Source organism: Hyphomicrobium sp., assembly GCF_036833075.1.
Classification (GTDB): Bacteria; Pseudomonadota; Alphaproteobacteria; order Rhizobiales; family Hyphomicrobiaceae; genus Hyphomicrobium_C.
This window is the reverse complement of the sequence record NZ_DAITQL010000003.1, coordinates 16,706-29,700: the sequence shown is the minus strand read 5'-3', so window position 1 is coordinate 29,700 and position 12,995 is coordinate 16,706. Positions and strand designations below refer to the sequence as shown.

At 64.2% G+C, this 12,995-nt stretch carries 14 protein-coding genes; 10 read left to right on the top strand and 4 right to left on the bottom strand.

Going from position 1 to position 12,995, the window contains the following annotated elements:
- Positions 1-3: 3 nt before the first annotated feature.
- The 5 genes from V7082_RS01835 (at position 4) to V7082_RS01815 (ending at position 5,130) form a co-directional block, all read left to right on the top strand.
- Complete coding sequence (locus V7082_RS01835) at positions 4-1,620, top strand: sensor histidine kinase (protein ID WP_334145828.1); 1,617 nt, start codon at positions 4-6, stop codon at positions 1,618-1,620.
- A gap of 265 nt (positions 1,621-1,885) precedes the next feature.
- Entirely contained in the window at positions 1,886-2,077 is a 192-nt protein-coding gene (locus tag V7082_RS01830; RefSeq protein WP_334145827.1) for a DUF1289 domain-containing protein, read from the top strand.
- A 5-nt stretch (positions 2,078-2,082) separates the two neighbouring features.
- Complete coding sequence (locus V7082_RS01825) at positions 2,083-2,793, top strand: retropepsin-like aspartic protease family protein (protein WP_334145825.1); 711 nt, start codon at positions 2,083-2,085, stop codon at positions 2,791-2,793.
- 61 nt (positions 2,794-2,854) lie between these two features.
- Entirely contained in the window at positions 2,855-3,421 is a 567-nt protein-coding gene (locus V7082_RS01820) for a retropepsin-like aspartic protease family protein (RefSeq protein WP_334145824.1), read from the top strand.
- A gap of 209 nt (positions 3,422-3,630) precedes the next feature.
- The gene (locus tag V7082_RS01815) at positions 3,631-5,130 is read left to right on the top strand and encodes a phosphomannomutase/phosphoglucomutase (RefSeq protein ID WP_334145823.1); all 1,500 of its coding nucleotides are present in this window, start codon (positions 3,631-3,633) and stop codon (positions 5,128-5,130) included.
- A 20-nt stretch (positions 5,131-5,150) separates the two neighbouring features.
- Here the strand turns inward: V7082_RS01815 and V7082_RS01810 are convergent, their stop codons facing one another.
- Together V7082_RS01810 and dusA are read right to left on the bottom strand one after the other, a co-directional pair.
- Positions 5,151-5,978 carry a sulfite exporter TauE/SafE family protein gene (locus tag V7082_RS01810; RefSeq protein ID WP_334145822.1) on the bottom strand — a complete coding sequence of 276 codons (828 nt, stop codon included), beginning with the start codon at positions 5,976-5,978 and terminating at the stop codon, positions 5,151-5,153.
- Between the two features lie 11 nt (positions 5,979-5,989).
- Complete coding sequence (gene dusA / locus V7082_RS01805; protein ID WP_442909742.1) at positions 5,990-7,006, bottom strand: tRNA dihydrouridine(20/20a) synthase DusA; 1,017 nt, start codon at positions 7,004-7,006, stop codon at positions 5,990-5,992.
- Between the two features lie 180 nt (positions 7,007-7,186).
- On the opposite strand from dusA, the gene V7082_RS01800 reads away from it, so the two are divergent.
- Entirely contained in the window at positions 7,187-8,266 is a 1,080-nt protein-coding gene (locus V7082_RS01800; protein ID WP_334145819.1) for a site-specific integrase, read from the top strand.
- 518 nt (positions 8,267-8,784) lie between these two features.
- The gene (locus V7082_RS01795) at positions 8,785-9,168 is read left to right on the top strand and encodes an HNH endonuclease (protein WP_334145818.1); all 384 of its coding nucleotides are present in this window, start codon (positions 8,785-8,787) and stop codon (positions 9,166-9,168) included.
- On the opposite strand, the gene V7082_RS01790 is transcribed toward V7082_RS01795, so the two are convergent.
- A complete protein-coding gene (locus V7082_RS01790; protein ID WP_334145816.1) occupies positions 9,165-9,347 on the bottom strand; it encodes a hypothetical protein in 183 nt (60 codons plus the stop codon). The genes V7082_RS01795 and V7082_RS01790 overlap by 4 nt on opposite strands.
- Before the next feature lie 142 nt (positions 9,348-9,489).
- Positions 9,490-10,158 (bottom strand): SOS response-associated peptidase, encoded by a 669-nt coding sequence (locus V7082_RS01785; protein WP_334145815.1) that lies wholly within the window; start codon positions 10,156-10,158, stop codon positions 9,490-9,492.
- Positions 10,159-10,206: 48 nt separating this feature from the next.
- Between V7082_RS01785 and parA the strand changes: the two genes are divergently transcribed.
- From parA to V7082_RS01770, 3 genes are read left to right on the top strand one after another with little or no spacing between them, the layout of a single operon-like run.
- Positions 10,207-10,881 carry a ParA family partition ATPase gene (gene parA, locus V7082_RS01780; protein ID WP_334145813.1) on the top strand — a complete coding sequence of 225 codons (675 nt, stop codon included), beginning with the start codon at positions 10,207-10,209 and terminating at the stop codon, positions 10,879-10,881.
- A 36-nt stretch (positions 10,882-10,917) separates the two neighbouring features.
- On the top strand, positions 10,918-11,199 hold the full coding sequence (locus V7082_RS01775) for a ribbon-helix-helix domain-containing protein (protein ID WP_334145810.1): 282 nt from the start codon (positions 10,918-10,920) through the stop codon (positions 11,197-11,199).
- A complete protein-coding gene (locus tag V7082_RS01770) occupies positions 11,199-12,224 on the top strand; it encodes a replication protein RepA (protein WP_334145809.1) in 1,026 nt (341 codons plus the stop codon). The genes V7082_RS01775 and V7082_RS01770 overlap by 1 nt, the downstream gene beginning before the upstream one ends.
- Positions 12,225-12,995: the final 771 nt, after the last annotated feature.

Genomic DNA, 12,995 nt, shown 5'->3' with positions numbered 1-12,995 from the left:
CATATGGACCAAGAGACCCGAAAGAAAATCCTTGCAGACCTGCGCGAGCGCCACGTCGCCCGCAAGCGCGGCGATGAAGACGTGCGCGCCGCGCGCGATCGGTTGAAGCGGCGCAGCGAGATTAAGCCCGAGTTCGAATACGAGCTGATATCGGTCTTCGCCCGCAACGAGCTGTCGGCATCGGTAACGATCTGGGCCCTGGCCGCGATCTTCGCGCTCGCCTCCATGTTCTGGGCGCCGTGGATCGAAGGCTGCCTGTGGCTGATCCTCGTCATCATGTCGAAGGTGACGCTGCTCGAACTGTGCCGCCGCTTCATCGCCCAGGTTCGCCCCGACGACGATCTCGGGCCGTGGCGGCGGAAGTTCTTCCTCGCCGAAGCGTTCTCCGGGCTCGTCTGGGCCGGGTTCGCACTCGTGGGCTTCTTCGACCAGGATCATGCCGCACAGTCGGTCGTGTTCTCCTCCCACGTCTTCATCTTTGCCTCCCTGATTGTGCTGCTCGCCGTGCGCATGACGTTCACGTCGACGGTGATGAGCCTGCTCTACGTGGGCACCATCCCCATGACGCTCGCGGTCTCGGCGCGCCTCATCATGCTCGAGGAGCCGTTCTACTACGCGCTCACCACCATGGCGGTCGGCGTTCACGTCTACTTCGTCTTCCTGGCCAAGGGCCTGCAGCAGACGACGCTGCAGATGCTGGCGTTCCGCGCCCAGAAGGACATCCTGATCGCCGAGCTCGACGAGGAGCGGCTGCTCTCGGACGAAGCACGCCGCCGCGCGGAAGCCGGCAGCAAGGCGAAATCGCGCTTCCTCGCCACCATGAGCCACGAGCTCAGAACACCGCTCAACGCCATCATGGGCTTCTCGGAAGTGATGAAGGACGAGATGTTCGGCCCGCACTCCGCGCCCGTCTATCGTGAGTACGCCAACGACATCTACGAAAGCGGCCGCCACCTGCTGCAGCTCATCAACGAGATCCTCGACCTGTCGCGCATCGAGGCCGGCCGTTATGAGCTCGTCGAGGAGCGCGCCCACCTCGGCGACATCGCGCAGGACTGCGAGCGCCTTCTTATGCTGAGGGCCTCCGGCAAGGGCCTCCGCGTCGACCTGTCGATTGCGCCGGATCTGCCCCAGGTCTGGATCGACGTGCGGGCCATGCGCCAGATCTGCCTCAACCTGCTTTCCAACGCCATCAAGTTCACGCCCCGGGGCGGCGCCGTCGCCGTCACGGTGGCTCCGACCGCGGACGGCGGCCAGATGCTGTCCGTCGCCGACACGGGCCCTGGCATCCCGCAGGACGAGATCCCAAAAGTGCTGCAGGCGTTCGGCCAGGGCTCGCTCGCCCACGAGACCGCCGAGGGCGGCACGGGGCTCGGACTGCCGATCGTGCAGAACCTGATCGAGCTGCACGGCGGCACGTTCGACCTCGCCTCCGAGCTGCGCAAGGGAACCGTGGTCCGCGTGACGCTGCCTCCGCAGCGCGTGCTCACGAGCGTGGCGCCGCTTCAGCCGCTCGGAGCCGAGCGCCATCGCCAGCCGCCGCCCTCGACGCGCAAGCCGCACCTGCGCGTGACGCCGAGACCGCCCGCACCGACCACACGCCCCCCGCGCGTGGCCTGAGCGTCTTTCCGGGCGGGAACAAGGCCGGTGCGAGCAATCGGCGTGTCCCGGATCCCGGCCGTCCATGCGGAGCATGGCTCCGCCATGAGGCCGGGATGACGTTCTATTCGGGGCAACCGGATAGTATCCTCACAACCCCCCGTAGGGCGGGGCCCAGACACGTCGCCAAGAAGGTTCGGCATAGAGACCACCGTACCTCCCGCGCCGGCCAGCTTTACGCGGCGGCCACGCTTGAGCGAAGGGGCTGGAATCCCTAGATTTGCCAATGATGGAATCCCCCTGCATCAAGATCTGCGTCATCGATCCCGCGGACGGCCTCTGCGAAGGTTGCCGCCGATCGCGCCATGAGATTGCCCGCTGGACCTCCTACACGGACGCCGAGCGCCGCCGGATCATGGCGGAGCTTGCGACCCGCGCACCCCGCGCCCGATCGAGAATGCAGCCGGAAACGCCGTAACGACCATGCTCGCAGTCCTCCTCGCCGTCCTCGCCGCCCTGATCGCGCTCTTCTGGATGCTGAGCGACGGCGACAGCAGTCAGCTTTCCAGCGTCCTCGGCGACAACATCGGCTACGTGATCGGCCTGCTGGCCCTCGGCCTCCTCTACCTCGCGATGCTGAGCGGCGACTATCACGGCCGCCGGCGCGACGCCGTCCGTCACGTGGCGGTGTGGATGCTGATCGGGCTGGCGCTGGTGGTCGGCTATACCTACCGCGAGGAGCTTCGCACCGTGGTCAACCGGGTGGCGGGCGAGGTGCTGCCGCCCGGCCATACCATCCTCATGGAGACGACGCCCGCGGGCGAGCAGGCGGTTCGCCTGCGCCGCCAGGACAATGGCCATTTCGTCGCCCGCGGCGCTGCCAACGGCGTGAGCCTGGCGCTGCTGGTCGACACCGGCGCCTCGACGGTGGTGCTGAAGCCGGCCGACGCCGCGCGCGTCGGTATCGACACCGCCGCGCTCTCCTTCACGACGCCGGTATCGACCGCCAACGGCACCACCTACGCCGCTCCGGTGCGCCTGAAATCGATCTCCGTCGGGCCGCTCGAGGTCCGTGACGTGGAGGCGCTCGTCGCCCAGCCGGGTGCGCTCAACGAGAACCTACTCGGTATGAGTTTCTTAAAGCGTTTGCGCTCCTATGAGTTTTCCGGCGATTTCCTGACCCTGCGGGGCTGAGAGCCGAAAAACCAGACAGGCGCGTCCCAGCGACGGGGCAAGCCGTACCGGGACTCCGAGCATGGCCCTTTCCTCCGGCACGCGATCCCTCTTCGGCGAGTTTGCGAGCTGGGGGGCTGCAGCCGCCATCCTCATCGCCGGCATCGTCCACTACGAGAGCCTGCGCACCGCCGTGGGCGACGCCCTCGGCCTTCACACCCCCGACGGGCCGGCGGCGACAGCCGAAGCCGCTCCCCTCTCCGCCGCGCAGCGCGCGAACGGCGTGGAGAAGCTCGAAGCCTTCGCCGATGGCCACTATTACGCCACCGCCGAGGTGAACGGACGCCCGCTCGACGTGATGGTCGATACCGGAGCCTCCATGGTTGCATTGACATATGAAGATGCGGAACGCGCGGGCCTCAGGCTCAAGCGGTCGGACTTCACCGCCCGGGTCAACACCGCCAACGGCCCGGCCGCCGTCGCCCCTGTCATGCTGGACAGCGTGAGCATCGGGGGCATCACGGTGCGCGACGTGCGCGCCGCCGTCTCAGAGCGCGGCCGCCTCGACAAGACGCTGCTCGGCATGAGCTTTCTTTCCCGCCTCGAGCGCGTGGACATCAGCCAGGGACGCCTGACGCTGGTCGAGTGATACGCTCATCCCTGAACCATTTCGGTCGCGGCGCATTGTAGCGCTGGCGGCGTGTGGCGGACGCTGCGGCAGTGGTGCATAAAGAGCGCCGTGCACGGACGCTTTCGCTCCACCCCCGATTTCGCCGCATTCCCTTTGCATCAGCCAGCCATCATTGCCGCCGACACCGCGCGCCGCTCGCCCGGCGCGCTTCACGAGAAGGCCTCCCGATGTTTCCCAAACCCCGCGCCGACCTGAAGCCCAATACGCTCGACTTCGAGCGGCTGCCGCTGGTGAAGCCGACGGGCTTCCGCGAATACGACGCGCGCTGGCTGTTCCCGCAGGAGATCAACCTGATGGGGCTCAACGCCGTGGGGCTCGGCATGGCCGCCCTGTTCACCGAGCGCGGGGTGGCGAAACGCATCGTCGTCGGCCACGACTACCGCTGGTACTCGGGCGCGGTGAAGCAGGCGCTGATCACCGGCCTGCTGGCCGGCGGCTTCGAGGTGCACGACATCGGGCTTGCGCTCTCGCCTATGGCCTACTTCGCCCAGTTCGAACTCGACGTCGAAGGCGTCGCCATGGTCACGGCCTCCCACAACGACAACGGCTGGACCGGCATCAAGATGGGGCTCGCACGCCCCTTGACCTTCGGCCCCGACGAGATGAGCCGGCTGAAAGAGATCGTGCTCAACGGCGCGTTCGAAGCGCAATCGGGCGGGCGCTATATCTTCGTGCCCGACCTCGCCGAGCGCTACATGGCGGCGCTCGCCAACCGCCCGCGTCTGAAGCACCCGCTCAAGGTGGTCGCCGCCTGCGGCAACGGCACGGCCGGCGCCTTCGCGCCGCAAGTGCTCGCGGCCATCGGCTGCGAGGTGGTGCCGCTCGACGCGGAGCTCGACCACAGCTTCCCGCGCTACAATCCGAACCCCGAGGATATGACGATGCTACACGCCATCGCCGACGCGGTGGTGACGCACAAGGCCGACGTGGGCCTGGGCTTCGACGGCGACGGCGACCGCTGCGGCGTGGTCGACAACGAGGGCCACGAGATCTTCGCCGACACCGTCGGCGTCATGCTCGCCCGCGACATCTCCGCCATTCACAAGAACCCGGTCTTCGTCGCCGACGTGAAATCCACCGGCCTCTTCATGACCGATCCCGTCCTCCAGGCGGCCGGCGCCAGGACGCTCTACTGGAAGACCGGCCATTCCTACATGAAGCGCTACACCTTCGAGCAGAAGGCCCTGGTCGGCTTCGAGAAGAGCGGGCACTTCTTCTTCCAGCCGCCGCTCGGGCGCGGCTACGACGACGGCCTCGTCGCCGCCATCGCCGTCTGCGACATGCTCGACCGGGCGCATGGGAAAACCCTTGCCGACCTCAGGCGCGCGCTCCCCAAGACCTACCAGTCGCCGACCATGTCGCCCCACTGCGACGACGAGAAGAAATACGGCATCGTCGAGAAGATCGTGGCCGAGTACGAGGCGCTCGCCAGAAGCGGCGGCACGGTTGCGGATCAGAAGATCCGCGATCTCGTCACCGTCAACGGCGTGCGTGTGACGCTCGCGGACGGAACCTGGGGCCTCGTGCGCGCCTCCTCCAACAAGCCGGAGCTGGTGATCGTCGTCGAAAGCCCGGTCTCGGAGGCGAACAAGATCGCCATGTTCCGCGACATCGAGACCCGGCTCGCGAAGTTCCCCGAGGTCGGCGAATACAATCAGAAGATCTGAGCCCCTCCTCCGCGCGCCCGTCAGAGCATCGAGGCGAGCAGCCGCAAGGCGACGAGCGCGAGGAAGGCGGCAAACGCCAGCTCGAGCTTGCGCCGCGGGAGGCCGTGCGCGACGCGCACGCCGAACGGCGCCGCCAGCACGCTCGACGGGATGATGATCGCCGCACCGAGCATGCTGACGAAGCCGAGCGAGAGGGGCGGCAGCTCCGGATTGCCCCAGCCCGCCCACACGTAGCCGATGAGCCCGGGGACGGCGATCAGCGGCCCGAACCCGCTCGAGGTCGCCACCGCTTTCAGGATCGGCCAGCCGCAGAGCGTGAAGAGCGACACCAGGAACATGCCTCCGCCGATGCTCATCAGCGTCGAGACGAGGCCGATCGAGAACGCCGCGAGCCGGACCGGAGCGTTATTGGGAACGTCGTCGGCGATCCGCCAGTCCTCGCGCCCGAGCGCCATTTTGACCGACAGGAGGGCTCCGCACACGATCCACACCCCCTTGAGCGCCGCGCTCGAGACGCTGGACACCAGCACGGCGCCGACGAGGACGCCCGCGACGACGAACGGCCCGAGGCGGCGCAGCACCGCGGTTTCGACGAAACCCTTCCGAAGATGTCCGCGAAACGACGAGATCGCGGTCGGCACGATCACCGCGAACGAGGTGCCGAGCACCAGATGCATGCGGATGCCGTCCGGCACGCCGAGGAACGTGAAGGTCTCGTACAGCACCGGTACCAGCACGCCGCCGCCGCCGATGCCGAGCAGCCCGGCGAGAAAGCCCGTCGCGATCCCCGCGGCGACGAGCGCGAGCGCGAGCCATACAAGGTCGCCGCTGGCCAGTGCCGGATCCATGCGCCGGGCCCCTACGCCCCGACCGCCGCAGCGGAAGCGGGGATCGCGGTGTCCTCGCGGCGCTCGGCGATGGCGATCGCCTCCATCAGCACATCGAGGCCCGGTCCTTCGCCCACGCCGTGCTCGGACAAATGACGCCGGAACTGCCGCGCGCGCGGCTGGCCGTGGTAGAGCCCGAGGATATGCCGCGTCACGGAGTTGAGCCGCCCGCCGCGCGCGAGATGATCGCGCACATACGGCACCAGACGGTTCAGGATCTCGCCGCGCGCTGGCTCGGGCTCATGCGCCGCGAAAAACGTCCGGTCGATCCCGGCCAGGATGTAGGGCGTCTGATACGCGGCGCGGCCAAGCATCACGCCATCCACATGCTCGAGATGGTCCGCCGACGCCGCGAGCGTCTCGATGCCGCCGTTGAGAACGATGGTGAGATCGGGCCGCGACGCCTTGAGCCGGTAGACGCGCGCATAGTCGAGCGACGGGACCTCCCGGTTCTCCTTCGGAGAAAGCCCTTCGAGCCACGCCTTGCGCGCATGCACGATGAAGGTGCTGATGCCCGCGTCGGCAACAGTCGCGATGAAGCGCGAGAGGTCCGCCTCGCTGTCCTGGTCGTCGATGCCGATGCGGCACTTGACCGTGACGGGGATCCTGACTCGTGCCGTCATCGCGCTGGCGCACGCCGCCACGAGCTCCGGCTCCGCCATCAGGCAGGCGCCGAAGCGCCCCTCCTGCACGCGGCTCGATGGACACCCGATATTGAGATTGATCTCGTCGTAGCCGGCCGCTTCGCCGATGGCGGCCGCTTCGGCGAGCCGCGCCGGATCCGATCCGCCGAGTTGCAGCGCCAGGGGCCGCTCGGCGCCGTCGAACCCGAGGAGGCGCGCTCGGTCGCCGTGGATCACGGCCTCCGCCGTCACCATCTCCGTGTAGAGCCGTGCCTTCCGCGTCATGAGGCGATGGAACGTCCGGCAATGCCGGTCCGTCCAGTCCATCATGGGGGCGACGCAAAATCTATGGGATTGATAATCCAATGATTTTCCTATAGTTTTCAAGGTATAAACCATGAACGGGCGTGAGTAATGTTCGCAGTTGTTCTCACCTTCCGTGAGCAGTTTTCAGCTTCCGTGCTCACGAATTGCTCACGTGAGCACGGCGTGAGCACGAACAGCCTGCATTGCGGATGCGTCCCATAGGGCATTGGACAGACAGACATGGCAACCATCGTCAAACTCCCCTCCGGCAACTGGCGAGCCCAATTCCGCTACCACGGCAAATCGGTTTCGAAGACCTTTAGGCTAAAATCCCTAGCCGAGCGATGGGCCACAGAGCAGCACGGCCGGGCCGACAGGGGCGAAACGCCCACCACACGGGATTCCGTTAAAACGGACACCGTGGGCCAACTCATCCAGACGCATCTGGACGACATGGCCGAGGTCGGCAAAGCCGCCCAGCGCAGCAAGGAGCACGCCCTGCTCCGCCTTCAAGATGACCGCGACGTGGGAAAGGTGCGCCTCGCCCACTTCACCCGAGAACGTGTCATCGAGTTCGGCCGCCGCCGTGCCAAAGAAGGAGCAGGCCCCTCCACGCTCTCCGGCGACCTCGGCTTCATCAAAACCGTCTTCGAGCACGCGTCCGCCGTCTACGGCCACAAGGTGCCGACGGATGACTTGCGTCTCGCCCGCATTGCTTTGATGCGGCTTGGCTTGGTCGGCAGTTCCGTCGAGCGCGACCGTCGCCCAACGCAGGACGAATTGAACCGCCTTCTGGCGTTCTTCCGCTTCCGGCCGAGAACGCTCATCCCGATGGAACGCATCATCAAGTTCGCCGTCGCCACCGCCATGCGGCAGGAAGAGATCACCCGCATCCTGTTCGATGACTTCAATGATGAAGCCGCTACGGTACTCATCCGGCAGCGCAAGCATCCCCGCGCCAAGGCCACCAACGATCAGGTCATCCCGCTTGTCGCCGACACCGGCTTCGATGCCGTGGCTCTTATTAAGGAGCAACGGGAATGGGCATCATCGCAAGGCGCAATCTTCCCCTACTGCTCACGCTCCATGGGCGCTGCGTTCCGTCGCGCGTGCCTTGAGTTGCAAATTGAAGACCTGCACTTCCACGACCTGCGCCACGAAGGCATCAGCCGCCTGTTCGAAGCGGATTGGGACATTCCGCAAGTGGCCTCCGTCTCCGGCCACAAGGACTGGAAGATGCTGCAACGCTACACGCATCTTCGCCCCAGCTACATCGCCAGCCGATCCAAGCAAAGGCGAACAGCCGGGCCAGGCACATAAACGCCACAAGACCAGCCCCTACCAAGCAATGGCTAATCCGGAATCCGATATCGCCCACCGTTTGCGGCACTGCACCAAAGTCGACTTGGCGAATCCAGACCACCTAGGTAGAATCTGTTAATTAAATGCATTCCTTTCGGCTTGCTAAGCCACGTCGGGTGGCTCCTCCGTGCAGGTGACGATGCCACAGGGACGCACAGCGAAAAGCAGATCTTCGCTTTGGGTGGTCAAGCAGAGACCCGGCGGGGCCGTTTTTACGCGCCACCGCAACCTCCTCGACGCTATAGAAGCGGTGCAGAAGATCCGTTCTGACGGCGGCACCGCGAAAATCGTGGACGCGTCTGGTCGGAAGGTTCTTCACTGACAGATTTGGCCGTGCCGCACGCTGCTGCCACTTTCCACCGCTTGTGGTGCCAATGCCACATGCCCGGAAGTTTCGCACAGCGACGGCCTGTCACGTCCAAATTAGGACGTGCCTATCACTTTTCATTCATCCGACGCGGTTGCGGAGGATGAACATGAAGTTGCCGGACAATTGCTTCTACTGCCGCAAGTTCATCCGCCCGCAGCACCTCACCCGCGATCACTTCATTCCTCGCTCGCGTCGTGGCTCCAACCACCGCAGCAACGTCGTGCGCGCGTGCCGGAGTTGTAACGTCGCTAAAGGCTGTCTGGACCCGAGGGTCGCCTTTAATCTCGGCCAGCCGCAACCCATTTACCCAGAGGATACGGACAATCTTGAACGCCTGCGCGCAACCGTCCTGCAACGCGCTGCCGAGAACCGCTACAAGGTGCCGTTTGCCTCTTTTGAATACCATCCGGCCGTGCGCCACGGCGACGTGTCGGTGCGCATCACCGACCTTCTGCCGGAAATCGCGCGATTGGCAGCACGTGCAGACTAACGGCTGCCGCCCTCAAAAAAGCGGCGAACCTTCAGCGCATCGTGCAGTTTCCGTACATCTTCGCCCAAACTCTTCAAGCATTGGATGAGCCGTTCTTCGTTGTCTGCTTTCGCAGCTTCAGCACAATCCATCAGTTGCTTCGCCAGCTTTCCCAACTCCCGGTCAATCTCCTGATCCATCCGCGCACTTTCTTGCGGATAGGATGATGGAGCCCTCGCCGGAACACCACACGTCTGCTTACAAAATTGGCAAGACGCTGCCCTTAAGGTCGTTGCCCCTGCCCCGATTGGCACTCGCCTATACTTCACAAGACGAGCGCCCTTAGAACAGGCTTTGTTGCGGATTGCCTACGGGAGACTTCGGTTTACGCGTTGACGTTTGCTCCACCATCGTCCAACACCCTTCGTCTTCAAACGGCCCCAACACCGCTTTGACCTCTGCCAGAGGCGCATCTGTTTCACCCAGCCACAAAGCCCAATCTTCCTCGCGCAAAATCGCAGGCATCCGATCCGTAATGCGGGAGATGAGCGTGTTGGCGGGCGTCGCCACCTGAATGAACGTGTGCAACACATCCGCGCTGTTCCGCCATTCCTCGCAGATGACCGCAATGGCGATGGGCTTATTGTCCTTCGGGGTGATGACCCATTGCTTGGTCTTGCCGCTGGGTAGTTCCTCGCCCTCGTTGAAGGTGTGGGTGAACAAGACACCCCGGCCACGCACGAACGCCTCGGCGAACGTCGGCTTGGCATCGACGGTTTCGCAGCGCGCATGCATGTGCTTCGGCCGCCCCGGAGTTGCATCGCCTTTCCCGGCAAAGCCCCAGCGCATGGATACCATCTCGCGTTGACCGAGCGCGTTCAACCGCATGATGCTGGCGAACCGCATCGGCGTGGCCACCACGATGCCGGACTTGTCTGCGGGCACCGTCATCGGCTGGGAGAAGGCAACCACCTCTTCCCACGTCGCCAACTGCGTGAACTTCCCGCACATCGCGGCACTCCATCAATCAACGACGCTGCCTAAGACGTAGGCAATCACGTGCAGCCACATCTTCAGTCCCGCGCGCCCACGTGCCAGCGTGAGGATGTGAAAACAATCGTACTCCTCTCGCAAAAAGGCGGTTCCGGCAAAACCACCCTTTCCCTCAATATGGCTATCGCCGCCGCCAACGCCAAGCTTTCCACAGTGGTCATCGACCTCGACCCGCAGCAAAGCGCCTCCCGATGGGCACGCCTCCGCGACGACGAAAACCCCGTCATCATCAGCGGCCACGCGCCCAACCTCGCAGCCCTCCTTACCCAAGCACGCGATGGAGGCGCCGACCTCGCCATCATCGACACGGCCCCGAAATCAGAAAGCGCCTCGCTCACCGCTGCCAAAGCGGCCGACCTCATCCTCATTCCGTGCCAGCCATCCAGCCTCGACCTCGACGCGGTGGCGGACAGCGTCAACATCGCCAAGTTGTCCGGCCGCCCAGCCGTCTTTGTCCTCAACGGCTGCAAGGCGGGCAGTTCCCTCACCGAGATGGCCGCCGAAGCCCTCGCCGATTACGGCCTGCCTATCGCGCCCGCGCGCATCGGCAACCGGGTCGCCTTCATCAAATCGCTCACCGAAGGCAAAGGTGTCGTTGAGTACGAGCCTTCCGGTCGATCCGCGCAAGAAGTCCGACAACTCTTCACACATGCACGCAAGCTGGTTGCAATGAAAACGTGAAGACGTGCTGACGCAAAAACATGAAAGGGTGAAAGCATGAAACCACAAAACAAGCTCCGCGAAGCCATGAAGGGCTTGCAAGCAACCGCCGAACCGGCACCCATGCCGATGGCCGAAACTACACAGCAGCCCACATGGAAAGCGCGCCCAACGCCCTCAACACGCGTGAACCGCCGCACCGTAACGGTGTGGATCAGCCGTGAAGCCCACAAGCAACTGCTCCAGATGGGTTTGGACATGGAGCGCAAGGTGCAAGACTTGGGCGAAGAAGCCCTCAACGACCTGTTCCGCAAGTACAACAAAAGCGCCGTCGTCTGATGCTGGACGCCGAGATCCGCGACACCGATCTGCGTGCCGAGCTGGAGGCGACGCGTGACACGCCGGGGTTCATTTTCAAGAAAATGGAACTGGCGCAGAAGCAAGCCAACCGCGACAAACTCGCCAACCTCTCCCGCGATGCCCGCCGCCGCGAACTCGTGCGGCGCAATTTGGAAGAATCCCCCACCGACACGGAAGACCTGCGGCACATCCATTCGGTGTTGGCCATGTGTGGCCTTCCTTACAGCCGCCAACCGCTGGCCGTCCGCGAATACGAACGCAAGCAAGGCCGCATGTCGCTGGTCGTGGAAGCGGGCAAACTCCGCAACCCGGAGACCGGAAACCGCGTCGAGCAACCGTTACCCTTCGGCCCCAAGGCCCGCCTGCTCCTGATGCACCTCTGCTCGGAAGCCATCCGCCAGAAAGGCCCGACCATCGAGGTGGCCGACAGCCTCACCGGCTTCATCCGCGACATGGGTTTCCCTGTAACCGGCGGCGCGAAGGGAACGCTCCACGCCTTCAAGGAACAGATCAACGCGCTGGCCGCGTGCAAGCTGAGCGTCGGTATGTGGGACGGCCGCCACGCCGTCGAATATCAGGGCATGCCGTTCTCGCGCATCGACGTGTGGCTGCCCACCAGCCCCGACCAAATGATGCTGTGGCCGTCCACGTTGACGTTCAGCATGGATTTCTACACCACACTCGCCAAGCACGCGCTGCCGATCCGCGCGGAAGCCGTGCGCGCCTTCGCCGGTTCCGCCCGCAAACTGGACATGTATTTCTGGTTCAACTACCGCCTGCACCGGCTCAAGGAACCGACCACGCTTTCATGGAACGCGCTGGCCGATCAGTTCGGCGGCGACTACGGCCGTCAGCGCGATTTTAAACGCGGTTTCGCCGATGACCTGAAGGACGTGTTGGATGTGTTCCCAAAACTGCCTGTGAGGCTGTCTGAGAACGGCATGGAGGTTTCACCGGCAGGCCCGGACATCCTCGCTCTGCCGCCGATGCGCAAAGGTAAGTGACTGCTTACGCAGAATTGGTCGCGCCTTGTGAATAACTCACCCGCCAACATTCAAGCACTTAACAGGGTGCCTACGCAGAATTGGTCGCGCCCCTACGCAGAATTGGTCGCGCTTCAGGCCCCCTGTTACGCAGAATTGGTCGCGGGTTTACGCAGAATTGGTCGCGCCCTCTATATAGAACAGAACATTCCAGAACATTCTCTCCAGAACACTTCCAGACTTTTCAGAACACACGCGCGAGACTTTTTGCCTTTTTGGATTTTGTCTGTGAGGGTGTGCGGGTTGGTTGTCGTTACGGCAATCAGCCAACCGCGCTCTAACAGCGTTCACATGCGTGCGGCTCACGCGGGACTTCCCCACCCTCTGAAAATCATCGTGCGCGCGAGGCAGAGGCGTTTCGACGATGGTTCAGTCCGAACGCAAGACGCTCATCCGGCCGGACGTTGCGGCGCTGCCACTTTCCTTCGCAAAGCCAACGCTGGTTTGATTGACAACGCCCAGCACATTCCAAACCATGCACACATGGTGGCGGCTCAGGATTTGTTGAACGCGCGTTGAGCGCGGATATCGGTGACTGGGGTCCGCGGTGCCCAAAGAGAGCGGCGCCGGTGGTCGTCGGCAGGATAAGCAGCCCCGAAGGGGGGGGACTTCGGGGCTGCAACCGGATCGTTCTTTTGGGGGATTGTCCGGCTTGGCGGCCTTGAGGGGACAGTGCCGCTGAATCAGGCACGCACGAAGCCGGACGCTAAGCATTGATTTCAATCAAAGGGG